Here is a 26,161-nt window from a genome sequence, read left to right as displayed (position 1 = left end):
GCGGCCACGACTCTTTCCCATTTTCACCAATGGCGCAGATATTACAATACCTGGCAAACGGGCTCGTTTTCAGTAGTATCATCATCCTCGGGAGTATCGGGCTCTCGCTGGTCTACAGCATCGCCGATTTCGCGAACTTCGCACACGGCGATACGATGACCCTGGGCGCGTACGGGGCGTTCGTCGCCTTCGGCGTGTTCGGCAGTCTCGGCGGCACCGTTCTCGGCCTCCCAATCGGCTTCTTCCTGGCCCTTGCAGTAGGGATGGCGCTTGCTGCCGTTGTCGCCGTCCTCACCCACGTGCTCGTGTACAAGCCCCTCGATACGGACTCAATCGGGTTGCTTATCACGAGCATCGGCGTGGCGTTCGTCTACCGTGCGGTGCTACAGGGGACGTTCGGGACTGACTTTCTACAGTACGACATCAGCCGTAGCGGACCGATTCCGCTGCTGCTGGACACACTTGATGTCGCCGTGACACAGCGAGACGTGGCGATCATCGTCAGCGCGGCGGTGCTCGTCGTCGCCCTGCACCTCCTGCTTCAGCGGACGACGCTGGGCCGGAAGATGCGCGCGACAGCTGACAACCCCGACCTCGCACGCGTGAGCGGTATCCGAACTGACCGCGTCATTCTCGTCATGTGGGTCGTCGGCAGCGCTCTGGCTGCCGCCGGCGGCGTTTTCCTCGCGTTGTACAGTCAGCTTGACCCCCGAATCGGGTTCAACATCCTGCTGGTCGTGTTCGCCGCGGTCATCCTCGGTGGTATCGGCTCGGTGTACGGCGCGATGCTCGGTGGCCTTCTCATCGGGATGCTCCACGAACTGACGCCGCTGCTCAGCGATGTCGGCCTTCCGATTAGCAACGCCTACGCGCCGGCTGTCGCGTTCGTCATCATGGTCGCGGTTCTGCTTGTCAGGCCTCGCGGCATCGCGGGTGATATGACATGAGCACGCTTGATGTCGGTGCCTATTCGGCCCGCGAGAAAGGCGTCGTGGGACTGCTCGGCGCGCTCGGTGCACTCCTGCTCCTGGCGGTTGTGACTGGCTTCCTCGCCCCGGCGTACCTGCTGTATCTCGTTGGGCTGTCGGCGATGTATATGCTCCTCTCGATGGGGCTGAACGTCCAGTGGGGGTACGGCGGCATGATCAACTTCAGTGTCGCGGCCTTCTTCGGCCTCGGCGCGTACGGGACCGCATTGCTGACGGCGTCCGGCTCGCCTATCTCCGGGGGGGTCAGCCCCGTCATCGCGCTGTTTGGTGGTCTCGGACTCGCCGCAGTGCTTGCGGTCATCATCGGCTACCCGACGCTGAAGCTCCGCGACGATTACCTCGCAATCGCGTCGCTGGGCCTTGCAGAAGTCGTCCGCATCTTCATCCTCAACGAATCGCAGTGGACAGCGGGGAGCGCCGGCCTGACCGGCATCCCGCTGTTTTTCTCCGACTGGCCTGTGCTCGGGGACCTGACGTACCCGTACGTCTTCTACGTGGGCGGAGCTCCGCTGTTTTACACGACGCAGTCGGTCGTCACCAGCTTCCTGAACGTCGTCCTCGTCACTGTTATTGTGGCGGCGGTTTACCTGTTCCTCCGCCGCATCCACCGGTCGCCGTGGGGCCGCGTCCTGCGGACGATTCGGACCGACGAGGACCTCGCGGAGACGCTGGGCAAGAACACCTTCGCGTTCAAGATGCAGGCGTTCGTCATCGGGAGCCTCATCATGGCGCTCGCCGGCGTGTTCTACTCCCACCTCGTGTTGTTCGTCAGCCCACAGGACCTTCAGCCAATCACGACGTTCTACGTCTGGGTCGCCGTCATCCTCGGCGGCACGGGCAGCGACCGCGGCGCGATGCTCGGTGGGTTCACCATCGTCGCCATCCAGCAGGGGACCCGCTTCATGACCGACACGGGCGCGCTCCCAATCGGCGCGGCACCGCTCCGGCTCATGCTGGTCGGCCTGCTCATCATCTTCATCGTCAGGCTCCGCCCGGAGGGGATTCTCCCGCCGGAGCGCGAACTCATCTGGCCCGACTCGCTGGGCGGTGGTCGCGATGAGTGAGCAGTCGCTCGTCTCAGACGGGCCAATTCTCGGGAAGGACGATCCGGTGCTCCGGGCCGAAGGACTGGAGAAACGCTTCGGCGGTCTTGTGGCGACTGACGACGCGTCCATCGAGGTCGAACGCGGCACGATTACGGGCCTCATCGGTCCCAACGGGGCCGGTAAATCGACGCTGTTCAATCTCGTCTCGGGCTTTTACGAACCCGATGCAGGCTCCGTCTCGGTCAACGGCGTCGACGTGACCGGCCAGAAGCCCCACGAAATCGCCGATCAGGGGATGATTCGGACGTTCCAGACGCCGCGGAAACCGGAGGGGATGACCGTTCGGGAGGCGCTACTGGTTGGGCCACACAACCAGACCGGGGAATCGATTATCCCGCTGTTCACCTCGCCGAGCACCGTCGAACAGGAGGAACGGCGCTCGCTGGAACAGGCCCAGCAGATGCTCGAACGGTTCGAGATCGGCGATCTGGCCACCCAGCCCGCGACGGACCTCTCGGGTGGACAGATGAAACTGGTCGAACTGGCCCGCGGGATGATGGCCGAACCCGACCTGCTCCTGCTCGACGAGCCCGTCGCCGGCGTCAACCCCGTGCTGGCCGACAAACTGGCCGGGTTCATCGAGGAACTCAACGAGGAGGGGATCACCTTCCTCATCATCGAACACGACATGAACTTCATCATGCGACTGGCCGACCCGATTATCGTCCTCAATCAGGGGAGTGTCCTCGTCGAGGGGCCGCCCGAGGCGGTCCGGAGCGACGAGCGCGTCATCGACGCCTATCTGGGAGGGCCGTCGGAATGACTGACCCAATCCTCACCGTCGACGGCGTCGACAGCGGCTACGGCGAGGTGCAGGTGCTCGACGACCTCTCGCTGACGCTCGGCGAGGGGGAGATCGCCTGCCTCGTCGGCCCGAACGGGGCCGGCAAGTCTACTGTCCTCAAGACGGTGTTCGGGATGCTGGAGCCCTGGACCGGCTCGGTCCGTCTGGGCGACCGCGAAATCGGCGGGATGGCTCCAGAAGACATCGTCCGAATCGGCGTCGGCTACGTTCCACAGACCGAGAACGTGTTCGGGTCGCTGACCATCGACGAGAACCTCCGGATGGGTGGGGTCGCCCGCGACGGCGGCCTCGACGAGGTCGTGGCCGAACTGTACGACCGGTTCCCCATCCTCGACGACAAGCGCAGCGCGAACGCGAAGACGCTGTCGGGCGGTCAGCGGCAGGTGCTGGCCTTCGCCCGCGCGCTCGTGATGGAGCCCGACGTGTTGCTCATCGACGAGCCAAGCGCCGGGCTGGCACCGAACACTGCCAAAGAGGTGTTCGACGACGTGGAGACGGTCAACGAACTGGGCACCTCGATCCTGATGGTCGAGCAGAACGCCCGCGAGGGACTGGGTATCTCAGACCGCGGGTTCGTCCTCGACCAGGGGACGGTCAAGTTCGAGGGCGAGGCCGACTCGCTGCTCGACGACCCGGAGGTGTCCCGGCTGTATCTCGGCGGCGAATCCCGTCGCTGAGGCCTCGGTTCGCTGTTTTCGTCGCGCTCGTCGCGGAGCCACAGCAACGACTTCCCGGGTGTTGCACTCGAACAGACAAGGCAACACAGAAAAGCCCCCCTTGCATACCGCCTGCCAATGACTGTGACGCTGCCGACTGAAGCCGATGACTGGGCCGCTGCGTGGCGCGACCGGATCAACGAGCGGGCCGCGTTCGCTGACAGCGCCGACGGCTTCACCGCCGCGTTCTGTTTCGAAATCCGTGCCGACGACGCCTACACTGGTGAGCCGATACAGTTCTCCGTCGCCATCGAGGACGGCGTCTGTACCGCCGCTGGGACGGTCGCGGACCCCGAGTACGACTTCGCGTTCCGTGGCCCCTACAGCGAGTGGGTCACGATGCTGCAGGGCGATCTGGATATCTCCGCCGCCGCGATGGACGGCACGTTCGACGTCGAGGGTGACACGATGCGACTGCTTCGCCGGCAGGACACCATCGCCGAGATGGTCGCGGCGGCACAGAACGTCGACACCGAGTTCGAGTACTGACCGACGGGCTTTTGTCCGCCCGCTTGGCCTACACGGGTATGCTCGATAAACTCGGTGCGGTTGGTATCGGCGGCATCGTCGTGTTGCTCGCCGGCATCGGTCTGGTCGCGTGGAAGGCTCCCATCGTCGCCGTCGGTATCGCTCTGGTCGTTGGCGGCCTCGGGCTGGTCGTCTACGGACTCGTCACGAGCCTGCTCGGCGCGTTCGGACTCGGCGGCATGGGCGGTATGGGTGGCGGCGGCATGGGCGGTGGCGGTATGGGCGGCGACGGCATGCCCTGAGGCGGACGCAACTAACAGGCGGTGTCTGCACCGACATCGAACTCGAACCGTGCACCGCCGTGTTCTGCTGCCGTGGCACGCACTGTCCAGCCGTGGGCTTCGGCGATTGTCCTGACGATGTAGAGGCCGAACCCAGTGCCGTCAGCCGCCTGTGATGCGCCCGGTTCGAACACCCACTCCCGGTCGTCCGGGTCGATTCCCCGGCCGTCATCCTCGACAGCGAAGCCGTCGGCCGTCAGTACGAGACGAACTGTGATGTCGGTAGTGCCAGCTTTGCGCTCCTCGTCAGATACGTGTTCGTCGAGTTCCGGACCGTGTGTGACGGCGTTGATGAAGACATTCTCGAACAACCGAAGCAGTCGCTTCGGGTCAGCCTCGACCGGTATCGGCGGCGGCGGTTCCAGCACTGCACTGCCGGTTTCGACGTGGTTCCACGCCGTCGTCGCCACGTCGGCGATATCGACCGCCTGCTCGTCGGTTGCCAGCGCGCCCTCTCTGGTCGCCGTCCGCATATCGTCAATAATCGCTTCTAACCGCCCCAACCCGTCTCTAGCGGCGTCGATACGCTCGGGTGACAGCTCCTCGGCAGCGAGTTCGAGGTGGCCGCTGGTGACGGCAAGCGGCGTCCGGAGGTCGTGTGCCAGGAGGTCGGCGAACTCCGTGAGCCGCTCGTTCTGTCGCTGGAGGTGCCACTCCCGTTCGCGTCGGTCCGTGATGTCCCGACCGACACCGCTGAACCCCTGCACTGTGCCGTCGTCCCCCGTAAGAAGCCGACCGCTGAGTTCGAACGTCACTACCCCTTCTGTCGTCTCCGCCCGCGCTTCGACGCTCGTTTGACCTGATTCAAACACCTCCTCGATGGCTGCTTCAACGGCTGCCCGGTCGTCCGCGACGAAGAACTCGGTCGGCGCTGTGCCTGACAGTTCGCTATCGGTCAGGTCGAACAGTTCGTTCAGCCGACCGTTCCAGTACGCAAGTTTGCCGTCTGCGTCGTAGACGTAGAAGACGTCGTCGAGCGTCTCGACCGCGGCCGCCAGAACACGACACTGGTCTTCCATGCGAGAGAGACGCACCCGAAGAACATAACTACTCAGTACAGATTCGCACTATCGGAGCAGCACCCCGGTAGCAGGGCTGCCCCGTTACTGCCTGCCGGGTCCTAGCACAGCGTTTAGTTCTCGCTCGTCGGCCGGTCAGCCCGGTGTTCGCTGATGATCTGGTCGACCATCTCCGCGTTCTGCTCCTTCCGTCGCTCGGCGGCCCGCTCTTCCCAGTCCTCGATTGCCGCCTTGATCTCGCCTTCGCGGGCGACGGCCAGTTCGTCGACTTCCTGCACGGTGACTAGCTCTGCCGGTGCGACGGGAATATCGTTGTCGAACAGCACCTGATCGGCGATGTCAGAGAGGTTCCCGTTCCGGAGCACGATTTTCGGGTCGATATCCGCCAGTTGCTGGGCCGTCGACCGGCCCGCGCCCGAGGCATCCCGAAACATGACGATGTCGTCCTCAACGAGGCCAAATCGCTCGTCGGCGTCGGCGATGGCATCTCTCGTGAACTGTTCGACCACCTTGACCGGGGTCAGTCCCTCCTGCTTCTCCGATACGTCGGCGAAGTTCGAGTGGTCGAGCTTCCACAGCGCCTTCAGTCGGTCGAGCTTGTCGGCCAGCGTCTCCCGCTTCTCCTGTTCCTCCTCGACCTTCCGTTCGAGGGCTTCGTTGCGCCGCTGGAGCCGCGTCACCTCGCGGTCCTTCCGGACCTCGCGTCGGCCTTCGCTGCGGGCTTTCTCCAGTTGTTTGTCCTTCTCAGAGAGCTGCTCGTCCTTGCGCTTGATCGTCTCTTTGAGGTCGTCGACGTGCGATTCGAGCCGCTCGATGCGGGCGTTCAGCCGCTTGATCTCCTTCTCGTCGTCGGTGAGTTCCCGCGGTTCGTGCGCCGTAGCCTCCTCGTCCTCGCCGTCGTCGTCTTCGAGGTCCCGCAGCACCGTCTCGACACTCTCCTCGCCGGCGACGACGCGGTCGACGACCGGTCCCACATCGTACTGCGGCGGGACCTTGCCTGCGACGCGCTCGAACTGGTCGGCGTGGTGGTCGAACGCGTAGAGCGCGGCGGCCATCGCGTCGCGCTCGTGGTCGTTGTCGTAGGCCTCCTCGCGGGTCCGGTGTTTCTTCTCGTCGACCGGGAGGTCGGTGTCTGGCTCCCAGCCCGCGGCGCTAAATGAGCGCCGGAGTTTCTCGACGGTTTCCGGCATCGGCGTCACGTCGGCGGCGACGACGACGGGCCGACCGCGCTCGATAATCCACTCCGTCGTCGCAGCGGTGTCGTCGGTCCGCGAGGAGTACACGTCCAGCACAGTGCCGTCGAGGGAGACGATGGCAACGGCCGTCGTCGTCCCGGGGTCGACGCCGACGATGACGTGGTCGCGCCGTTTCGCCAGCGGCTTGAACTCGATGCCGTCACGTCGCTGGCGCTCGATTTCGACGCGCGTGTCGCCCGACCGTGCTCTCGACACCGGAATGTCCTGCGGTCGAGCCGACACCTGAAACACGGCGTTGGAGAAGCCGCCGTACTTCTCGGTCACGTCCCGCTCGTATTCCAGGCCGGCAGCGTCGAGTTCGGACTCGACCTCGCGGGCGCGTTTCTTGACCGCGCCGTGAATGCGTCGCGTGTAGCGGTCTTCTGACCATCCCCCTTTTCCGGTCGAGCGGCCCCGCGAGACCTTCACCTCCGTCGTGTCGGTGAAGGCGGACACCTCCTGGCCGACGTTCGCGGCGGCCAGCCGTGCCGCGGCCTCGGCTTCCTCCATCGGGTCCTTGCCGTAGGGGACGCCGTGGCGCTTGGCGACCCGCGACAGCGGTTCGGGCCGCTCGTCGCCGGTCACCTGCACCAGTTTCGTCTCGTCCGGGAGCGAGCCCAGGACGTGGATCAGGGCGTCCTTGTCCTCGGCGAGCTCGTACATGTTGTCCGTCGCGACGATAGCCGGCTCTTCGTCCTCGATGCGCCGGCGGAGCTTCCGCCGCGAGACCACGTCCCGCTCGACTGATTCCCCGTCGAAGACCACCAGCGCGTACGACGGCGCGTCGCCGCGTACGTCGCCGCTCTGGATGTCGACACCGAAGACGACTGCGTCGAGCGCTGCCGTGCGGTTCACGAATCATGGTAGGCGACGGTCGATTATAAATCCGTTCCGGGGACGAGTCCCCGCACTGACTCCCAACGGTCAACCGAAACGCCTCTTGGTCGGGCCAGTCAACTGTCGGACATGATTGCACAGCGGCGTCGCGGTACCGCTCCGGAGGTCAGTCGGGATGCCCTCTGAAAAGGAGAAGATGCTCGCGGGCGAACGCTACGACGCGAGCGACCCGGAACTCGTCGCTGCCCGCGAGCATGCGAACGCGCTCACTCGGGAGTACAACCGGACCGACCCGTCGGAGACCGACACCAGACAGGCGCTCATCGAGGATTTGTTCGGCTCGGTCGGCCCGGACTGTCACGTCGAACCGCCGTTCCGGTGTGATTACGGCGAGCATATCCACGTCGGCGAGGGCTTCTACGCGAACTTCGACTGCGTCGTGCTGGACGTCTGCCGGGTGGATATCGGCGACGATTGCCTGCTCGGGCCGAGCGTCCACATCTACACCGCAACGCATCCGCTCGACCCGGATGAACGTCGTAGCGGCGTCGAGTACGGGAAGCCGGTGTCTATCGGCGATAACGTCTGGGTCGGCGGGCAGGCGGTCATCAACCCGGGCGTCACAATCGGTGACGACGCGGTCATCGGTTCTGGTGCAGTCGTCACCGACGATGTTCCGGCCGGGGTCGTCGTTCAGGGGAACCCAGCATCGGTCGTGCGGGAGATCGAGGACTGACGGCCACGCACAGCAACCGCGGCTGTGGCCTGTCGCGGGGTTCTTCGCGCTGTGGCACGTACTAGCCGTATGGACACGACAACGGAACACGGCGTTCGGACGGTCGAAACGCGGGACGAACTCGACGACGTGCTGGCGACGACTGACCGCGTACTGGCGATGGTCCGGACAAGCGGCTGTACAATCTGCAAGTCGATGGAGCCGATACTCGACATCGCAGCGAAGGCGACTGATGCCACGGTGGTCGTGTTCAATCCCAAACGCGACCTCGATGCCGTCGACGCATTCGACGTCCGGAGCGTCCCGACGCTCCTGCTATTTGTCGACGGGGCGCTTCTCGACCGCCGCGCCGACGGGTTCGTCCCGGCAGAGGAGCTTATCGAGTTCGTCGAGAGTGAGTCGGAACCGGGCGCGTGAACTGAGTGGCAGTGTCACACTGAGGCAACACTTTTGCCATTGCTTGTCGAAGCGCTCCGTTGATGGCCCTCCAAATCGGCTCCGTCCTCGAAGAGGCGGGGTATCGGCTGTTCAGTCGTACCGGTTCGATACTACTTGCAGCGTTTTTCGCCCTGATGATCGGTTTTCAAACGCTGTTCAACACAATCTTGGCGACGACTTACGCCAGAATGGGATACGGCGAAATCGCTGCAGCCCTACCGCTCACCCTCGACATCCCGCTTTCCGTCGCGGGTGCCGGTATCGCCATCGGCTCCGTAGTCTCACTGTATCTCACCATCGTGTCCTTCCGGACGTTCGCTGCCGGAGCGCGTGACAGTTTCCCAACGGGAGCGCTCACACGGAACGTACCGCTGGCGATGGTGAACGTGTTTGTCGGCGGAATCGTCTACAGCCTGCTGGTGTTCATCGGGTCGGTCCTGCTCCTCATCCCCGGTATCTTCGCTTACGTCGCGTTCATCTTCATGATGCCGTACGTCATCGTCGACGACCGGAACTTCGTCGCGGCGCTCAAAGAGAGCTATCGGCTCACCGAGGGCAACCGGCTGGCGCTGTTCGGACTGCTGTTGATTGTCGGTACCGCCGCGGCGCTCGTCGGTGGTGTCATCGGATTCGTCGGCGCGCTAGCGCTTTCGGGGCCGACTTCGCAGCTTCCGACCATTGTCATCCAACCTCTGGCGTCGCTGTACGGCACCGCAGTTGTCGCAGTCGCGTTCGAGCAACTACGCGAGAGTACCGGGATGCCGCCGTCGGCTCCGAGCGAGGACGACACGACGACGACGGCGCTCTGACTGGAACGGCTGGCCGTGCCGTCTCCACTCAGGATTCCAGCGCCGATTTGCCGGACCGTGACTGTCTTGTCCGTCCAGTTTCCTATCGGGAGCAATGCGACGGCATCGAGTCGGCACGAGCCTGTACGCCGGCGTGCTGTTCGTCGTCCTCGGAACGCTTGCGTGGGCAAGCGGGCAACCGTTTATCTTCCCGAGCCTCGGCCCCTCGGCGTTCGTCCTCGCCTTCCACCGGGACGGTGACCGGACAGGGCTGGTCAGCGTTGTCGCGAGCCACCTCATCGGCGGCCTCGCGGGGCTGGCCGCGTACAGCCTGCTCGCCGGCGGTGTCTCACTCGTCGCGGACCCGACCGCGTTTTCCACGGCCGGGCTCCGCCTCGTCGCGAGCGCGACGCTCTCGCTCGTCGTGACCAGCTGGGGGATGATTGCGACCGACACCGTCCACGCGCCGGCCTGTGCGACGACGCTCATCGTCTCCTTAGGGCTGCTCTCGACGCCGCTACAGGTCGCAGTCATCGTCGTCGGTGTCGCCGTCCTCGTCGCGTTCCATGCGCTCGCGCTGTCAGCGTATCACCGAGCGACCGAGCCGTTCCGGACAGGCCCGGTCGACGGCTGATGCGGTCGCGGGGTCGCCGTGGTCACTCCTCGGACAACTGGACGGTCAGCACCGGCACCGGCGACTCCCGAACGACCGTCTCCGCGACGCTTCCGATGAGATAGTGGTCCAGCCCGGTCCGGCCGTGGGTCCCCATCACGACGAGGTCTGCCGGGAGTTCCGTGACCGCGTCGACGATTTCGCTTTTCGGGACGCCCTCTCGCTGTGTGGTTTCGACCGACACGTCGTCCGGCAACTCAGCGACGGTCGCCTCGATGGCCTCCGCGGCGCGCTCGCGCTCAGCGTCGAGCCAGGCGTCGGCCGAGAGGCCGCTCGACGGGCTCTCGAACCGGTTCCGGGTGTCGACGACAGAGAGCACGTGGACCGTCGCGTCGAACCGGCCCGCAATCGTGCCGGCGTGGCGCGCCGCCGCACCGATACCGTCGCTGCCGTCGGTCGGGAGGAGAACCGTGTCGTACATCGTCTCAGACACCACCCGTCGCCATCAGGAACAGCGCGGCGGCGATGACTGCGAACAGCCCGCCGACGAACTTCTTGATGGTCCCGGTGTCCAGTGCGGTCGAGACGTACGGTGCAATCTGGCCGCCGGTGACTGTCGCGGGCACGGTCCAGACGACCATGTTCCACGGCGTCGACGCGAGGTCGATAGAGTGAGCGCCCGGAACGAGGCCGCCGCCGAAGACGTGGACCACCGAGGCCAGAACGGCTGTCAGTGCCACAACGATGTGGTTCGTACCGATGGCGACCCGGACGGGGACATCCGTTCGGAGCATCGAGATGATGCCCAGTTCGCCGACGCCGAAGCCGGCCAGGCCCTGGAAGACGCCGCCGATGCTGTAGTTGGCGAACCGCTCAAGGTAGCCGCCGCGCGTGTAGCCGTAGTCGTTGCCGTCGCGGTCGACGCGCGTAACCGCCCCGTCGTCAGCCGTCTCGACGCCAGCCGGCCCGAGTTTGTTGGCGTCGTCGGGCAGGGTCTTGTCGCCGCCGTCGGCCGACACGTCGGGGTCGCTGTCGCCCGCCTCGCCCGGCTCTTCGTGGCCGAGGTCGGCCTTGAAAAGCAGGTACGAGGCCGCCAGCAGGGCGATGCCGAGCAGCGCGTGAAACAGCGGTTCGGGGATGACAAACGAGAGCAGCGCCCCGGCGACGACGAAGGGCACGCTCCCGAGGACGAGGCTCAGTGCGAGTCGTCGGTCGACGAGCCCGTACTGGATGAACGCCAGCGCCGAACTGGAGAGGCCGAACGACTCGCTGATGAGGCCGACTTTCACCAGCGTCTCCGGGGTCAGCGTCTCCCCGGCGAGCACCGGGAAGACGAAGATGAGAAACGGGACGAACAGCGCCGACCCGCTGATACCGACCGTGTTGACGATGGTCGCACCGGTGACGAAGGCGATACAGAGCCACCAGTACTCGAACCAGTAGCCGCTTCCCGCGTCCGCGGGCGTCGGCGCGGCGGTGTACACGCCGACGACGAACAACAGCGGTGCCAGGAAGACGAAGACATGCTGGTACTTGAGAAACCCCTTCTGGAGTCGACTAGACGGTGACGACGTTGTCATTGACGCGTGAAGCCAGCATTGTGAACTATCGGTTAAAGCCCTTGTTGTCTGTACTTGTTTCAAAAATCGTTGTAAAAACCGTCGAAGACGGCAAAAACGCATGGCTCCGCCGGCTCCCTAATATCCCTAATATTTATTTCACAGGCCGTGGTAACATCTAGCGTCATGAGTTTTCCACAGGGACCGATGGAGTCGGGCGGCCGGTCGAGTTACGACGAAGACGCCAGCGACGCCGTAGACGGCGGACTCTTCGGAGCCCTGCACCGCTTCTCGAAGCGGTGGTCCCGCCGCTACGTCGAGATGCGCGTTGACGCGCTCGACAGCCGCCGGGACTGAGCGGTCCGGCGCGTTCCGGACAAGGACTATACCGTCCCCGCCGCAGGGACGGGTATGGATATCGACAGAATCGCCGTCCACGAGTCGGTCGCGAAGGCCTGTCCGCTGGAGGCGATGGTCGCCGCGTTACAGGGGTCCGACGTTCCCGTCGAGGCTGTCGGCGACGACGCCTCATTCGACGCCGGTGATTGCGTCGTCACGTTCTCCCCCCGAGACGTGTTTCTGGACGCCGCCTGGGTCCACGGCATCCGCGCGGGCTACGACGAGTTCGACGTGGCCGCCTACGAGACCGCCGGGACGGCGCTGACGAACAGCACCGGCATTCACGGCGACACCGTCCCGGAGACTGTCGTCGGCTATCTGACGGCGTTTGCCCGCCGGCTCCACGTCTATCGGGACCGACAGGGCGACGCCGACTGGACCCACGAGCCGTACGAAGCGCCGTTCACGCTGACCGGCGAGCGGGTGTGCGTGGTCGGCCTGGGGACAATCGGCCAGGGCGTCGCCGACCGGGCCGCCGCGCTCGGCATGGACGTCGTCGGCGTCCGCCGCTCGGGCGACCCCGCAGAGAATGTCGAGCGCGTGTACACGCCCGACGAACTGGCCGCCGCCGTCGGCGACGCCCGCTTCGTCGTGCTGTGCTGTCCGCTCACCGAGGCGACCGAGGGGATGGTCGACGCCGCCCTCCTCGAAACGATGCGGGACGACGGCTACCTCGTCAACGTCGCCCGGGGGCCGGTCGTCGTCGAGGACGCGCTGCTGGCCGCGCTCGATGCAGGGGCGATTGCGGGGGCGGCCCTCGACGCCCACTGGGAGGAACCGCTGCCGGAAACCCACCCGCTCTGGGACCACGAGTCGGCTATCGTGACGCCACACGTCGCCGCGTCCACGAACCGGTATCACGAGGACATCGCGGCGCTTGTTCAGGAAAACGTCGAACGGGCCACACGCGGCGAATCACTCCGGAACCGCGTCGCCTGAGCGCCCGACAGCGCCCGCTCAGGTGCCTTCGACAAGCCGCTCTAGCTGCTCTGGCGGAACCGCACCGCGGGCGGCGTGGCCATCGTAGGCGAACGTCGGGACGCCGGTGATGCCCTGGCGCTGTGCCGCGGTAAACTTCTCCCGGACCGCTGAGCGGAGCGCGTCGTCCGCGAGCGCCGAGCGGATTTCGCCGCCATCGACGCCCGCGTCCTCGGCCAGGTCGACCAGCAGGTCCTCGTCGCCGATATCCTGGCCGTCCTGCCACAGCGCCTCGAAAACGGCCACGTCGAAGGTCAGCCACGTCTCGTAGTCGTAGTGCTCTTTGACGTAGTAGGAGGCAATCTGGGCGGGCAGGGAGTCGATGTCGGTGGCGATGTCTAAGTCCATCTCCACGCCGTACTTCTCCTGGAGCCGTCGCACGCCCTGCTTTGCCTGCTCGTAGTAGTCCTCGTCCTTGCCGTCGTCGACGGAGTGGTCGATGGAGCCGTCGGGGTTACGCTTCCCACTTCGGAGGTCAAAGGGGTGCCAGTCGATCTCCAGTTCCTCCTCGCGCGTCGACTGGTACTGCCTGAGCGACTCGCGTCCGAGATAACAGAACGGGCAGACGTAGTCCGAGAAGACCGTAATCCGCTCGCTCGACTGTGTCTCACTCATACGTTCTGATATGCGTCGCTCGGGGTTAAACGCGGCCACCGTCTGTGTCAGATCAGCGCACGACCGCTCTGCTCCGCCCGGTTCCGTTACGCCCCGTCGTCGACGGCCTCGTGGACCGTCTTGACGCGCGAGACGATGGCATCGACGGTCGCCCCGAACAGCATCGCGTGCTCGTCGGTACCTAGCCCCTCACGGCCGACGACGGCGACGGGCGGGTCGTCGCTGGCTCCGAATGCCCGGTCGACGCCCCATTGGGCCGTGGCGTCGGCGGCGACCCCGTCCGGTCGCTTGCCCGGGTCGTACGAGGCACTCGTGCCGTCTAGCGACGACAGCGCGTCCTCGACGGCGTCGGTCAGCCGACAGTCGATGGCGAACCGGAGCGACGGGTCGTGTTCACGGGCGGTCAGCAGGGCGCGAGCCACCGTTGTGGACGCGCCGAAGCGGACGCCGCGGTTCGGTCGGACGCCGTCCATCGTGCGGGCGATGCGGCCCTCAACGGCGGCGACCGCGTCGGGTGTCTCTGCGTAGGGGGTCGCGCCGGCGACGGTCATCCCTCGCTCGGGAACCAGCCCGGACACGTCCGCCTCGACGAGCGCCGACACAACTCGCTCGACGGCCTCGCTCGTCGGATGGTGTGCGGCGTCGTTACGCGCCTGGACGAGGTGGTGGACCGCACCGGGACCTTCTCCGATGTCGACGTTATATCGAACTGCGCTCGCAAGCAGGTCGACACTGCTTCCGACTGCCGTCGGCAGGTCGTCGCCGTGGGCTAACTGTGTCGCGATGGCCGAAGAGAGCGTACAGCCAGAGCCGTGAGTGGCTTCGGTGTCGATGCGGTCGTGGCGGAACGTCGTCACCCCGTCTTCGGTCACGAGCGTATCGACGACGGCGTCACCCGGGACGTGGCCCCCCTTTACGAGCGCGCTGTCGGCCCCCATCTCGACGAGGTCGCGGCCAGCCTGTTCCGCGGCCGCGGCGTCGTCGACATCGCGCCCGGTCAGGACGGCGGCCTCGTCGGCGTTCGGTGTGACGACCGTCGCCTCGGCGATGAGCGATTCGTAGGCGTCTTCGGCCTCGGCGGCCAGCAGCCGGTCGCCCGAGGCTGCCACCATTACTGGGTCGACGACGAGGTTCGGCAGGTCGGCGGCGTGGTCCACGACTAGGTCGATGACCTCGCTCGTCGCAAGCATTCCCGTCTTGACTGCGGCCACGTCGAAATCACCCGTCACCGCCTCGATCTGAGCCTCGATCTCCTCAATCGGGAGCAGATGCTGGCCCTGTACGCCCGTGGTGTTCTGTGCCGTCACACTCGTGATCGCGCTGGTCCCGAAGCCGCCACAGGCCTCGATAGTCTTGAGGTCAGCCTGGATACCGGCCCCACCACCGGAGTCGCTGCCGGCGACAGTCAGCACGACTGGCAGTGTCACTGGGGCGTCCGCTCGTGTCATATCAGATGCCTTTGCCGGCGGCCACATATCGGTGCTGGTCTCTCAGTAGGACTCTGTTGTTCAGCAAAATCCTAGTATGCTAATAATACTTCATACCACATCCGAGAAACACTTATGTAGCGCTGTGTCGGATGTGCCTTTGTACCACAATGGAACCAGCGTCGCGCGATACTACCGACTCCGACGAGCAGTACGGCAGCTTCACCACTGGCGGCGGCGACGTCGTCGTCTACGACACCGAGAACCCGACCGCGTGGCTTCAATCGAGCTATGCGGTACAGGTTGGCTGCGCGTCGGAACGAAAGTCGGCCTGACTTTTCTATCCGACCGATATCATCGCGATACCGACGATAGCGAGCCCCGCAGCGGCCAGCCGTGCTCGGAACTGCGCCTCGTCGAGTACAATCGCACCCAGAATGACGGCGACGATAGCCTGCCCGTTGACAATTGGTGACACGATACTCGCCGGGAGCAACTGGAAGGACAGCAACACGATGTGGTTTGCGTAGGCGACGAACATCGCTGCGACGACGAACTTCGGGAGATCCCCCCGCCATCCCGACGGGACCTGATACCGGAACGCGAGCGGCGTCATCAAGACGGCGATGCCGACGGCCATCACCGGGATGTACGTCGTCGGTTCGATGGCCAGTTCCTGCATCAGCACCCGCTTGCTTACATCAACGAGCGCGAACGCCGCAGCCGACAGCAGCGCCAGTTGTGCGGGCCGGGACTTCCGGGCCCGCTTGAGCGGGGCCAGTAACGCTGTCCCCTGCCAGTTTGCGACGTAGACGGCGGCAGTCGCGACGACGACGCCGCCGACCTGCAGCGCAGAGAGGTGCTGGCCCAGCAAACCGACTTCAAGCGGCAATACGAACACGGGGACGATTTTGCTGATCGGCGACACGTAGGAGACTTCGCCGACGCGGATCGCTCGAAAGAGGGTGAGCAGCCCCACTGCCGTCACCGCCGTCACAGCGAGTATTGACGAGAGGGCGTTGATGCGGCTGCCCGCCGGGAGGAACGGCTCGTTGCTGGCGAAGACGATCGGGAGGTAGACGACGGGGACCAGGCTGTAGGTAAGCAACAGAAACACCGGCGACGGGTAGTCGGTGAACCACCGCTTCATCACGAACAGGTACACCCCAAACACCAGCGCCGACAGGACGGCATACGCGATTCCGACGTTCACGGTTGACAACGACTGGCCGACCGCAATAACTGTTCCCTTCGGGCTCGTGTCAGGAACGACGCTGGCGGGCAATCAGAGCTGCAAGCAACACCGCGAGACCGGCGATAATCGCGGTAAAGCCGTCGCCCTCTCCCGCTGTCGTCCGTTTGTCTGTGGGCATCTCCGTCGGGCTCGGAGTTGACGGCGGTGCCGCCGTCTCCGTTGAGACGACCACGTCGACCGTCGTCGTCGTTCGTCCGTCACCCACCGACAGCGACACTGTTCCGCGTTCACCGCGTTCATCGAGGGTGACTGTCCGCGTGACTGTTGTCGTTACCTGTGGCGAGAGATACAGCCGCTGTTCGGCGAACACGACATCGTTGCGGCGGAACTCGACCGTTGCTGTCCCCGGAATATCGTTGTCGTTGGCGACAGTCGCAGTCACGTCGACCCTGTCCCCCTGCTTGACTTCGCGGGGACTCGCGGTGACGTCGGTCACGCTGGCTACCGCCGGCTCCGTCACCACGACAGTGACGGTGTCACCGTCGACGCTGACCACGTATCGGCCGGGGGCAGCAAACGTGTGTGTCACTTCAACCTCGGTCCGTACTCCCGGCTCGATCTGGCCCTGTTTCGCGTCGACGACAGTCTCGTTGACCGCGAGCGACACGTTGTACGCCCCTGCCTCGCCGCCAGCGTTCTCGACGACGGCATCGACCGCGAGCGTCTCGTTTGTCGCCAGCCGGATCGGTTCGCTACCGCCGACCGGTGTGTCCGACCGGTAGAGACTATCTGCGCGGTAGGCGTCCGCCCTGTCGACCGGCGGGAGGCTGTAGCCAATACGGGCGGGAATCGAACCGAACAACCGCCGATGTGTCGTCACGTTCCACATCGTCACGGCCGCTGCCGTCTCGGTCTCCGTCGCGGTCGCGTCCCGGACGCTCGGGTCACTAGCGGACTCGATCTCAGCGAGGAGCTGCGACTGCGTGACGGGGTCACGGTAGCCGTTCAGCGACTGAAACACGCGCTGGAGTGTCTGGTTACGGCCAGTCGCCGAACGGATGTGGACATCGGTTCGTCCGGCGACGAGCGCCCCTTTCCAGTAGTTCGCGTCGTTCGTCCAGCTTGTCCTATCGGTCAATCTCACGTCACTGTAGACCGGCCGCCCGCCCGCCGCGAGCTGTGCCTGAAACTCGTCGAACCCGATCCGGTTCTGTTCCAGCGTCAGGACAGCGGCGTAGTACGTCGCCCAGCCTTCGACCGTCCACCGTGTCTTCCCCGTCGTCTCGTAGGCCTGCCGGCTGTGGACGTACTCGTGGAGCCAGACGTTGTTCGCGACATCCAGCGACTGCCGGGACTGGACCCACATATCTGCGTCACCGATCTGATATCCCTCGACCCCCCAGCTGACGGCCCCGGATGGCGCGGCGACGACGAACACCTGCTCGTCACGGTCACCGACCCGGAGCGCGTTCGACGCGTTCGCCATCGAGTCCAGCACCGAAATCGGTGAGGCCGTCATCGTCGCACGCTCTGGCACAGCCAGCGTGAACGTCTGGTTGTGCGCCGTCTCCTCGAAGGTCGCGACCTCGCCGAGGTACACGATTTCCTCGCCCGCCGCACCAGGCCCCGCCGTCCGGAGTGTCCGGTTGTACCTGACGGGGTCACGGCCGGTGTAGCGCCAGCGCGTCGGCGTCTGTGAGCGTGTGAGCAGCGCCCACTCGCCCGTATCGACGCTGAGATACCGTCCCTCGGCACCCTCCGGACCGCTCTTTTCGATGGTCCGATTCGGGTTGATGTGGTAGCTGATCGTCGCTGTATCCGTCGGCTCTTCCCACTCGTACACGGACTCGTTGACGCGCTCGAACCCGTCCGTTTCGGTCACCGTCGCCGCCGCCGGGACGTGCGTTTCGAGGTCGACAACCCGGTCTGGCACCTCGTAGGTCAGAGTCACCGCGACTTCGCCCGGCTGTTCCGGTACGCGCGCGTAAGTCTGTGTCTGCTGAATTACGTCACCATCGCTGGTCTGTGCTGTACCCGATATGGCTGTCCCCGTCTCCATGCCGGCCGCTGTCGTAGCTATGTCCCCGCCTTGTTCCCGTGGCTGTCGTCGATGTGTATCGGCGCTTCTCGTTCGGATTACTGAGCTATTCGCCTCGGCAGTGCCTGTCGACGACTGCACTGTCTCGACCGTCGCCCCCCTCCGATTTGGCGCTGTATCACTTCTGTATGTGCAGTTCTCGCCGACCCCTGCCGCCAGTCCGTCGTCGTCAGTCACCGCCCCGTGGTCAGTAGTCGCCGCCACCGGGAGCGACGCGATTCCCCCACCGAGGAGAAGGACCACGAGTCCGACGGCCACCACCCGCCGGGGTACAACGAACATTGCGAACAGTTACCGTCCCATGGTTGAAATAGTTGACCGCCGATCGTGAGTGTTGGTATCACGCATCGATAGCCACTGCTCCCGGTTGTACTCAGAAGTTCTCACGACGGCACAAAAGCGGCTGGATATAGTTCACTGCGGGCGATCACAGCTGAAAACCAGGGAGTAGGTCACAGCAGCAGCTTGCCACGGCGCTCTCACGAGAACCGTTGGCAGTCAGGAGTTCAGGCGACGTTGAAACCTTTGTCGCGGAGGAAATCCTCGACGCGGCCCGTGTGATTGCCCTGGAGCTCTATCTGTCCGTCCTCGACAGTGCCACCGCAGGCGAACTTCGACTTGAGGTCTGAGGACAGCGAGTCCATGTCGACGTCTTTCGGGTCGAATCCCTCGATGATCGTTACCTCCTTCCCGTAACGGCGCTCGTCGATGCGGATGTTAATCTCCTGGGACTCCTTAGCGACGTCCTCACAGACGCAGAGCTCCTCAGGCAGCCCGCACGTCGAGCAGACTTCCGACATTACAATCGCGCCTACGAACACGACCTATTAAACACTGTCGGGGACTACCGGTCAGAGACGATTCCATCGGCGAGTTCGACTGCCTCGTCGGCAATCGCTTCGTCGACCTCGCCGCCGTACCGGAGTCGCTCCCGTAGCGCGGCCAGTCGCCGGACCCGGTCGTCGGCCTCTATCGCGTCGAGATACGCCCGTACCGTCTCGCCGCTCTTGCGGTTCCGGTGGTCCCTTGCAAGGACGTACATGGCCCGCTGGAACGCCCGCTCAACATCGGTCTCGGGGTCCACGCGGCGCTGGTATCGCAGCCATACCGCCCGGTACGCTCGCTCGCTAAGGCCGGACCGGCGCGCGCCCGCTGCGATGCCGAGCAGCGCGACGACGCCCAGCGTCATCTCCTCGCGCGACGGGAGCGCCGGCAGGCGCAACTCCGTCGACTCGTCCGTGTCGGACGCTCCTGTCGTGCTGGTTGGCGTGTCAGTTTCGGTGGCCGTCGGCGTCTCAGTCGGTTCGGTTTCGGTATCGTTGGTCTCAGTCAACGGGGCGGGAGTCGACGTATCGGATGGCGTGTACTGCTCCACCGGGTCTCCGTCGCCGACAGTGGGCGACGGTCCGTCCGCATTCGCGTCCTCGATACGTTGCTGTCTGACTTCTTCGCGCGGCCCGGACGGCGTCGGGTCGAACTGCACCCAGCCTTGCCCAGGAAAGTACACCTCGACCCACGCGTGGGAGTTCAGCCCGCGCACGACCCACTCGTTCTCGTCGATTCGCTGGCCAGAGGTGTACCCGACGGTCATGCGCGCCGGGATGCCCTGGGTCCGGAGCATCGTCACCATCGTCGTCGCGAAGTAGACGCAGTACCCCTCGTCCATCTCGAAGAGGAAGGCGTCGGCGACGTTGAAACCGGGTCGATCGACGTCAAGTGAGTAGCCCTTGCTGTCCTGCAGCCAGCGTTCGATGACCAGCGCTGTCTCGTACGGGTTCTCGGCGTTCGCGGTGAGAATAGCCGTCCGTTCCTCAACCCGGTCCGGCGTGCTGTCGGGGAGCTGGGTGTACAGCTCCACGGTCGCGTCGTCGTAGTCGGTCCCGGCCTCACGCAGCCCGTCCGGGGTCGCCACGAGCAGCTCGCTCCTGACCTCGTAGCTGTCGCCTGTCGACAGCGTGCCGTCAGGCTGGAACCCGCCCTCGCTGGAGACCGAGACCGACGGTCCCCCAGAGTAACGAACGGGCTTCCAGGCGGCCGGAACAGTCCCGATGGTCGACTCTGCCCGGAACTCCTGTCGAAGCGTCCGAGTTTCACCCGGTGGGCTGTCGAGGCGCTGGTCGCCGTACGGGCGTGGAGTTCCAGTCCGGACCCACCCGTTACCGGTGTAGCGGTCGTAGGAGGCGACCCGCCAGTAGCGCGGTTCTTCGCTTTCGACAGTGTACCGTATCTCAGGCGTCAACGAGATGCTCCCCTGTACCGAGAGGGACTCCCCGGCATCGAAGAGGCTCCCCTCGACGGTCTGACCCTCCGACCCGTCGTCGTACGATAGCAAGCTGTCACGGGTGATTGGTACCTGTGACAGCGCCGCCGGGACGACGATGATCGCCGCCAGCTGTTCGAGGACAGCGCGCCGCCCGGCGTCGATTCCCTCGCCGCCGTCGTCCGGGTGCTCCGTCGCGTCACCGCCAGTCATCGCGTCGGGTCGCTTCGTCAGGTCTGCCGGCTCGTCCGCTGACAGTGTATCGAGCGTCCCGAACCCGATAGTCGCCGCGATGCCGACGACGCCCAGCAGGGTCGTCACCACACCGGCGTCGGTCGTCAGGGCGAAGAACGCGAGCGCTGTGCCGGCCGCCACCGTCGCCGTCACGTACCAGCGCCGTAGCGCGAAATACCAGGTCAGAAACACCGGTGCCGGCGCGAACGACAGCACCCACAGCCTGACCTTGGCAATCTGGAGCAGCGACCGCCCGGTCAGCAGGGCGGCGGTATCCCCCAGCAGGTCTGTCACCGCCGGATTCGTCGAGAGGCTCAGGATGTACGCGACGAGTCCGCCAGCGAACAGCACTGCGCCGACACCGACCGCGAGGGGCGGTCTGAGCACGCGGGCAAGCAGCGTTGCACCCACGAACGAGAGCGCGGCAAGCGCCAGAAACAGGGTCGGGTCGCCGACCACGTCGCTGAGGTAGTACATCGTCCGCAGTGGCGCGCCGATGGCCAGCGCCGCCCCAAGCAACGCCAGTATCCGGGACCCGCTCCACGAGACCCGGCCGCGGACCCGTTCCGTGACGGCGGCGCTCATCCGTTCACCTCGCCCGCGATGGGGTTGTCACGGCTGGCGGTCACGTCGCCGAAGGACTGGCGGCGGCCGTCAACCGACACCGTGACGCCGTCGCCGTTGGCCGTGACGACCACGTCAGCGTCGTCCACACGGTCGGTCCGGCCCGCGTCGGCACGGGCCAGCAGTTCGAGCAGTCGCGTTCGATGGGTGTCGCCGTACCCCTGTTCAACCCCATCGTTCGGAACGGCAAGTTCGACGGCCAGACCGCTCTCCAGCGCGGCCATCGCGATGGTCGCCGCCGCAGCGGCCATCGCGTCGGCGTGCCCTTGCTGGGCTTCCGCGGCAACGAGCAGGGTCCGGTCGCTTCGGCTGTCGGTGAACTCCTTGACTAACAGGTCCTCGCGCTTGGCGCTGGATTTCCAGTGCACGTCCCGCAAGGAGTCGCCGCTGACGTACTCGCGCAATCGGTCGAACGACTGCCGGTCTTCGTTTTCCGGCGTGAACGTCTGCGCGAACGCGTCTGTCCCGCCCAGCCGGTAGACGGGCGGATACACGAGCACGTCGGTTCTGCTTCCGATGGTGTAGTGCTCCCTGACGAGCCCAAGCGCGTCCGTCACCGTCACGTCGACTGGGCCGACCTGTTGCTCGCCCCGGGCCGTGTAGGTGACGCGGTAGGTCACCGTCGCGGGCAGGGACTTCCGGACTGTCGTCTCTCCCTCAAGCCCCTCAGAAAGCCGGTCGGTGACCGTCGCAATCCCGCTGCCGTCGACGCGGAACTCCACGGGCTTCGTCTCACCGGGAAACCCGCGGCGGAGGCGGCCCCGTTCGACGGTCGGTTCGCCGCTCCAGCGAACCTGCACGGCGGCGGCGAACACACCCACGAACAGCGGGCCGGCAACGGCAGTAAGCCCGGGCTGCCCGAATCTGGCACTGACCAATAGGGCGGCAACGGCGACGGCGAGGACGGCGAAACCACGGCGTGTCGGTCTCATTCGACGTAGACGGTATCGAGTGCCTCCGCGACGAGTTCCCGGGCGTCCTGCTCGCTGCGCTCGGTCCGGATGCGGTGTGGCAGGACGACCGGCGCTTCAGTCTGGATGTCGTCGGGGATGACGTAACTGCGGCCGTCGAGTACGGCGCGGGCCTGTGCCGCCCGGAGCAGCGAGATGCTCCCTCGCGGGCTGACACCCAGCTGTGCGTTCTCCCGCGTGTACCGCGCGAGTCGGGTCGCGTACGACCGGATCGGCTCTTCGACGGTCACGTCGGCTACTGTTTCCCGAGCGGCGGAGAGCGCTTCGAGCGTGGCGACCGACGACAGTTCCTCGATGGGGTGGTGGCCCACCACGTCACCCAGCATCTCCGTCTCCGCCGCCTCGTTCGGATACCCCAGATGGAGCTTCGTCATGAACCGGTCGAGTTCGGCCATCGGCAGGTCGTAGGCCCGGTTCTGCTCGACCGTGTTCTGCGTAGCGATGACCGTGAACGGCTGTGGCACGGGGTGTGTGGTCCCGTCGACCGAGACCTGCTGTTCCTCCATCGCTTCCAGCAGCGCCGACTGCGTTTTCGGCGGCGCGCGGTTGATCTCGTCTCCGAGGACGACGTTGGCGAAGATCGGCCCCGGCCGGAACTCGAACTCCTGTGTCTTCTGGTTGTAGATGTTGACACCGGTCACGTCGGTCGGGAGGAGGTCCGGCGTGAACTGGACGCGCTTGAATTCGCCGTCGAACGACGCCGCGACGGAACGGGCTAACATCGTCTTGCCGACGCCGGGGACGTCCTCAAGCAGGACGTGACCGCGTCCAAGCAGCGCGATGACGATGTGTTCGATGGCGTCGTGTTGCCCGACGATGACCTGTTCGACGTTTTCGATCACCTGATTGGCGACGCGTGTGGCGTCGCGGAGAGGACTGTCCGACTGTTGACTGCGTGAGGTGTCAGTGTCTGTCATAGTCGCAATCTCGTGGGACGACGCCGTGGCACGGGGACTGGTAGGATAGTCTGCCCTGTCGACCAGTAAGTGTCTTGTGTGGGGTACCACATCCTCCGGGCCGTTCAGTTGTAGCCGCGTCTATGGCGTGCGCGTATGTAACTCTGTGGATGGGTGAGAACAACACACATCCGGTTCGCGGCCGGTAGCGCCGCTCACCAGGACTTACACGCCCCACAGACGAGGATGCCGTCCTGTGTCCACCGCCGCTCGACGACCTCCCCACACTCGGCGCAGGCCGCTCCATCGGGCGACCACGCGTACGTCGTCACGGCCGGGTCGACCCCGTCGGTCGAGGCTTCGGCGTCGGAGGCTTCGCTTTCTGTCTCTGTCGTCTCATCTCTCGCAGACGTGCCGTTCTCTCCCCCATCCTCGCTCTTGTCGCCACCGTCGAGAAAGTCCTCCAGCGAGGTATCTTCGGCCATACTCCTTCGTTTTGCCTGCGGCCACAAAATACTCTGTCGGTCGTTCCGGCCGAGGTCCGTGTTTTGACCGGCTATCCGGGCCGTTATTCCGTGGCGATGCCGACAGTCAGCAACGTCCCAAGTTCGCGGTAGCGCTCGACCATCGCCTCTCGGGTCTCGAACTCGTCGGTTGGAAACGCATCCGCCGGCGGAATCTCGACCTCGCGGTCGGGGATGGTGTCCTGTGATGCCACGGCCAGCCCCGCCTCGCGGAAGGCCTCGCGGTACTCCGGGGCGCTCCAGCGTGTCATCTCGATGTCGATGAACTCCTGCCACTCGTGGGAGTGGACGTTCTCCTCGTAGTAGTTCACCGCGATGTGGGCGGTCCCGCCCGGTCGCAGCACTCGTGCGATTTCTTCGAGCGTGTGTGGCGGGTCGCTGGCGTAGTAAAACGCCTCCATCGAGAACACGTGGTCGATGCTGTCGGTCGCAAACGGCAGGGCGTCGAAGTCCCCGCGCAGGAACCCGATACCGTCGTCGTCCGTGTACTCGCGGGCGTTCCGGAGCATCTCCGGCGACCCGTCGAGACCATAGCAGGGCCCGGCGTCGTTGGTGTCCCGAAGCGCACGGAGCGCATAGCCCGACCCCGTTCCGAGGTCGAGGACCGTGTCGCCCGGTTCGACCGGCATCCGGGCGAGGACGTGCTTGGCGGTGTGCCAGTGCCGGTCTTCCATCCCTCTGTCTTTGCCTTCGGCCGCCCACGCGTCGAATTCCTCGCGAACGCTCATACGTCCCTCCAGCAGTTGTGGCCTCAAAATGCCCGCTATTTTGGCCTGCCAGAAACACCTGTCCACCGATAGCCGCACTCGGCTGGTGATGGACATCTCAGCCCACCGCTGTACACAGACTATCAGATGGGGAATAAGTCGGTCGCCGTACTGCGACACAGCATGCGCTCGTACAAGGCCAAATCGGTAACCTCGATACAGCTCCCGCCCCGTGAACGACGTGCGGCCGCGCTCACCGAGGCCGGACACAACGTCTTTAACCTCGCTTCGGATGATGTCTTTATCGACCTGTTGACTGATTCGGGGACTGGCGCGATGAGTGACGACCAGTGGGCGGACGTAGTCCGCGGGGACGAGGCCTACGCCGGTTCGCGCTCGTTCGAACGCTTCCGTGAAGCGGTCGCCGACGTGATGGGATTCGACCGCGTGGTCCCGACTCATCAGGGCCGCGGCGCGGAGAACGTCCTCTTCGGGGCGCTACTGGACGAGGGTGACGTCGTGCTCAACAACACGCATTTCGACACCACCCGCGCACACGTAACGAATCAAGGCGCTACTGCGGTCGACTGCCCGGCAGAGACGGATCTGACCTCCGACAGCGTCGGGACGTTTGCCGGAAACTTCTCCACAGACCGTGCGTGGGACGCCGTCGAGGAGTACGGGGAGGACGCTGTTTCGGCTGTCGTCCTGACGATCACGAACAACTCCGCCGCCGGTCAGCCGGTGTCCATGGAGAACATCCGTGAAACAGCCGCTTTTGCCACGGAAATCGACGCAACGTTCGTCATCGACGCCTGTCGGTTCGCCGAAAACGCACAGTTCATCAAACAACGGGACCCCGAATACGCCGACACGCCCCTCAATGAAATCGCTCGCGAGCAGTTGCGTCCCGCGGACGCAATCACGATGAGTGGGAAAAAGGACGCACTCACAAACATCGGCGGGTTCACCGCCGTTCGCGACGCTGCCCTGTTCGAACAGTGCAAACAGCGCGCGATCCTGTACGAGGGGTTCCCGACTTACGGGGGCCTCGCGGGTCGCGATCTCGAAGCGATGGCCACCGGTCTACGGGAAGCGGTCCAACCGCCGTACGTCGCCGAGCGGATCGAACAGGTCGCGACCCTCGGCGACCTCCTGCGTGAGCGCGACATCCCGATTGTCACGCCGACCGGCGGTCACGCCGTCTACATTGATGCCGCGGCCCTGTTCCCGGATATTCCCGCCGACCAGTTCCCCGGGCAGCGCCTCGTCTGTGAACTCTACCGCGAAGGCGGCGTCCGGACAGTCGAACTCGGCTCGTTCGCCTTCCCCGGGACCGACCGTCCGGAACTCGTCCGCCTCGCCCTGCCCCGCCGGACATACTGGCGCGAACACCTCGAACACATCGCGGAGACCGCTGCTCGCGTCCGCGACCGCCGCGACGAGTACACCGGCCTGAAAATCGTCTGGGAGCCACCGATGGAAGAACTCAGACACTTCTCAGCGGAACTCGAACCCGTCGCGTAAGGGCGCTCGATTGTAACTCCGGACGAGAGCGGCTCTCGAGCGCCCGTGTGGTGGCC

At 65.2% G+C, this 26,161-nt stretch carries 26 protein-coding genes; 12 read left to right on the top strand and 14 right to left on the bottom strand.

The window, feature by feature from the left end; genetic code table 11:
• The first annotated feature begins 29 nt into the window (after positions 1 to 29).
• The 6 genes from BVU17_14095 (at position 30) to BVU17_14070 (ending at position 4,386) form a co-directional block, all read left to right on the top strand.
• A complete protein-coding gene (locus BVU17_14095; GenBank protein ID AUG48599.1) occupies positions 30 to 947 on the top strand; it encodes a branched-chain amino acid ABC transporter permease in 918 nt (305 codons plus the stop codon).
• Positions 944 to 2,053, top strand: coding sequence for a branched-chain amino acid ABC transporter permease (locus BVU17_14090; protein ID AUG48598.1), 1,110 nt, complete (start codon positions 944 to 946; stop codon positions 2,051 to 2,053). Before BVU17_14095 ends, BVU17_14090 begins: the two co-directional genes overlap by 4 nt.
• Positions 2,046 to 2,858, top strand: coding sequence for an ABC transporter ATP-binding protein (locus tag BVU17_14085; protein ID AUG48597.1), 813 nt, complete (start codon positions 2,046 to 2,048; stop codon positions 2,856 to 2,858). The genes BVU17_14090 and BVU17_14085 overlap by 8 nt, the downstream gene beginning before the upstream one ends.
• Complete coding sequence (locus BVU17_14080) at positions 2,855 to 3,577, top strand: ABC transporter ATP-binding protein (protein AUG48596.1); 723 nt, start codon at positions 2,855 to 2,857, stop codon at positions 3,575 to 3,577. Before BVU17_14085 ends, BVU17_14080 begins: the two co-directional genes overlap by 4 nt.
• Positions 3,578 to 3,694: 117 nt before the next feature.
• Complete coding sequence (locus BVU17_14075) at positions 3,695 to 4,105, top strand: sterol carrier protein (protein AUG48595.1); 411 nt, start codon at positions 3,695 to 3,697, stop codon at positions 4,103 to 4,105.
• Positions 4,106 to 4,143: 38 nt separating this feature from the next.
• On the top strand, positions 4,144 to 4,386 hold the full coding sequence (locus BVU17_14070) for a hypothetical protein (protein ID AUG48594.1): 243 nt from the start codon (positions 4,144 to 4,146) through the stop codon (positions 4,384 to 4,386).
• A gap of 11 nt (positions 4,387 to 4,397) precedes the next feature.
• Here the strand turns inward: BVU17_14070 and BVU17_14065 are convergent, their stop codons facing one another.
• Together BVU17_14065 and BVU17_14060 are read right to left on the bottom strand one after the other, a co-directional pair.
• Positions 4,398 to 5,444, bottom strand: coding sequence for a PAS domain-containing sensor histidine kinase (locus BVU17_14065; protein AUG48593.1), 1,047 nt, complete (start codon positions 5,442 to 5,444; stop codon positions 4,398 to 4,400).
• Positions 5,445 to 5,557: 113 nt separating this feature from the next.
• Positions 5,558 to 7,534, bottom strand: a complete 1,977-nt coding sequence (locus BVU17_14060; protein AUG48592.1) for a hypothetical protein — start codon at positions 7,532 to 7,534, stop codon at positions 5,558 to 5,560.
• 157 nt (positions 7,535 to 7,691) lie between these two features.
• On the opposite strand from BVU17_14060, the gene BVU17_14055 reads away from it, so the two are divergent.
• The 4 genes from BVU17_14055 to BVU17_14040 all read left to right on the top strand — a co-directional run bounded on the left by BVU17_14055 (position 7,692) and on the right by BVU17_14040 (position 10,112).
• Positions 7,692 to 8,252 carry an acetyltransferase gene (locus BVU17_14055; protein AUG48591.1) on the top strand — a complete coding sequence of 187 codons (561 nt, stop codon included), beginning with the start codon at positions 7,692 to 7,694 and terminating at the stop codon, positions 8,250 to 8,252.
• A gap of 69 nt (positions 8,253 to 8,321) precedes the next feature.
• Positions 8,322 to 8,669 (top strand): thiol reductase thioredoxin, encoded by a 348-nt coding sequence (locus BVU17_14050; GenBank protein AUG48590.1) that lies wholly within the window; start codon positions 8,322 to 8,324, stop codon positions 8,667 to 8,669.
• Positions 8,670 to 8,731: 62 nt separating this feature from the next.
• Positions 8,732 to 9,499 carry a hypothetical protein gene (locus BVU17_14045; GenBank protein AUG48589.1) on the top strand — a complete coding sequence of 256 codons (768 nt, stop codon included), beginning with the start codon at positions 8,732 to 8,734 and terminating at the stop codon, positions 9,497 to 9,499.
• A 94-nt stretch (positions 9,500 to 9,593) separates the two neighbouring features.
• Positions 9,594 to 10,112 (top strand): HPP family protein, encoded by a 519-nt coding sequence (locus BVU17_14040; GenBank protein ID AUG48588.1) that lies wholly within the window; start codon positions 9,594 to 9,596, stop codon positions 10,110 to 10,112.
• 22 nt (positions 10,113 to 10,134) lie between these two features.
• On the opposite strand, the gene BVU17_14035 is transcribed toward BVU17_14040, so the two are convergent.
• Both BVU17_14035 and BVU17_14030 read right to left on the bottom strand, forming a co-directional pair.
• Positions 10,135 to 10,572, bottom strand: a complete 438-nt coding sequence (locus BVU17_14035; protein AUG48920.1) for a universal stress protein UspA — start codon at positions 10,570 to 10,572, stop codon at positions 10,135 to 10,137.
• Between the two features lie 4 nt (positions 10,573 to 10,576).
• Entirely contained in the window at positions 10,577 to 11,671 is a 1,095-nt protein-coding gene (locus BVU17_14030; GenBank protein AUG48587.1) for a hypothetical protein, read from the bottom strand.
• Between the two features lie 390 nt (positions 11,672 to 12,061).
• On the opposite strand from BVU17_14030, the gene BVU17_14025 reads away from it, so the two are divergent.
• On the top strand, positions 12,062 to 12,988 hold the full coding sequence (locus tag BVU17_14025; GenBank protein ID AUG48586.1) for a hydroxyacid dehydrogenase: 927 nt from the start codon (positions 12,062 to 12,064) through the stop codon (positions 12,986 to 12,988).
• A gap of 18 nt (positions 12,989 to 13,006) precedes the next feature.
• Here the strand turns inward: BVU17_14025 and BVU17_14020 are convergent, their stop codons facing one another.
• The 10 genes from BVU17_14020 to BVU17_13975 all read right to left on the bottom strand — a co-directional run bounded on the left by BVU17_14020 (position 13,007) and on the right by BVU17_13975 (position 24,599).
• A complete protein-coding gene (locus BVU17_14020) occupies positions 13,007 to 13,642 on the bottom strand; it encodes a disulfide bond formation protein DsbA (GenBank protein AUG48585.1) in 636 nt (211 codons plus the stop codon).
• 86 nt (positions 13,643 to 13,728) lie between these two features.
• Positions 13,729 to 15,117, bottom strand: coding sequence for a bifunctional hydroxymethylpyrimidine kinase/phosphomethylpyrimidine kinase (locus tag BVU17_14015; protein AUG48584.1), 1,389 nt, complete (start codon positions 15,115 to 15,117; stop codon positions 13,729 to 13,731).
• A 292-nt stretch (positions 15,118 to 15,409) separates the two neighbouring features.
• Entirely contained in the window at positions 15,410 to 16,291 is an 882-nt protein-coding gene (locus BVU17_14010) for an EamA family transporter (GenBank protein AUG48919.1), read from the bottom strand.
• Positions 16,292 to 16,331: 40 nt separating this feature from the next.
• Positions 16,332 to 18,644, bottom strand: coding sequence for a peptidase (locus BVU17_14005; protein AUG48583.1), 2,313 nt, complete (start codon positions 18,642 to 18,644; stop codon positions 16,332 to 16,334).
• Positions 18,645 to 18,868: 224 nt separating this feature from the next.
• Positions 18,869 to 19,162 carry a translation initiation factor gene (locus BVU17_14000; GenBank protein AUG48582.1) on the bottom strand — a complete coding sequence of 98 codons (294 nt, stop codon included), beginning with the start codon at positions 19,160 to 19,162 and terminating at the stop codon, positions 18,869 to 18,871.
• Positions 19,163 to 19,206: 44 nt separating this feature from the next.
• Entirely contained in the window at positions 19,207 to 21,441 is a 2,235-nt protein-coding gene (locus BVU17_13995; GenBank protein AUG48581.1) for a transglutaminase, read from the bottom strand.
• Positions 21,438 to 22,412, bottom strand: coding sequence for a hypothetical protein (locus BVU17_13990; GenBank protein AUG48580.1), 975 nt, complete (start codon positions 22,410 to 22,412; stop codon positions 21,438 to 21,440). The genes BVU17_13995 and BVU17_13990 overlap by 4 nt, the downstream gene beginning before the upstream one ends.
• Positions 22,409 to 23,368 carry an ATPase gene (locus tag BVU17_13985; GenBank protein AUG48579.1) on the bottom strand — a complete coding sequence of 320 codons (960 nt, stop codon included), beginning with the start codon at positions 23,366 to 23,368 and terminating at the stop codon, positions 22,409 to 22,411. The genes BVU17_13990 and BVU17_13985 overlap by 4 nt, the downstream gene beginning before the upstream one ends.
• Positions 23,369 to 23,562: 194 nt before the next feature.
• Positions 23,563 to 23,832, bottom strand: a complete 270-nt coding sequence (locus BVU17_13980) for a hypothetical protein (GenBank protein AUG48578.1) — start codon at positions 23,830 to 23,832, stop codon at positions 23,563 to 23,565.
• An 83-nt stretch (positions 23,833 to 23,915) separates the two neighbouring features.
• Positions 23,916 to 24,599, bottom strand: coding sequence for an SAM-dependent methyltransferase (locus BVU17_13975; protein AUG48577.1), 684 nt, complete (start codon positions 24,597 to 24,599; stop codon positions 23,916 to 23,918).
• Between the two features lie 162 nt (positions 24,600 to 24,761).
• Between BVU17_13975 and BVU17_13970 the strand changes: the two genes are divergently transcribed.
• Positions 24,762 to 26,105, top strand: a complete 1,344-nt coding sequence (locus tag BVU17_13970) for a tyrosine phenol-lyase (GenBank protein ID AUG48918.1) — start codon at positions 24,762 to 24,764, stop codon at positions 26,103 to 26,105.
• Positions 26,106 to 26,161 lie beyond the last annotated feature (56 nt).

Source organism: Haloarcula taiwanensis (assembly GCA_002844335.1).
Classification (GTDB): Archaea; Halobacteriota; Halobacteria; order Halobacteriales; family Haloarculaceae; genus Haloarcula; species Haloarcula taiwanensis.
The sequence above is the reverse complement of the archived record's forward strand: the minus strand, read 5'-3'. Positions and strand labels throughout refer to the sequence as shown.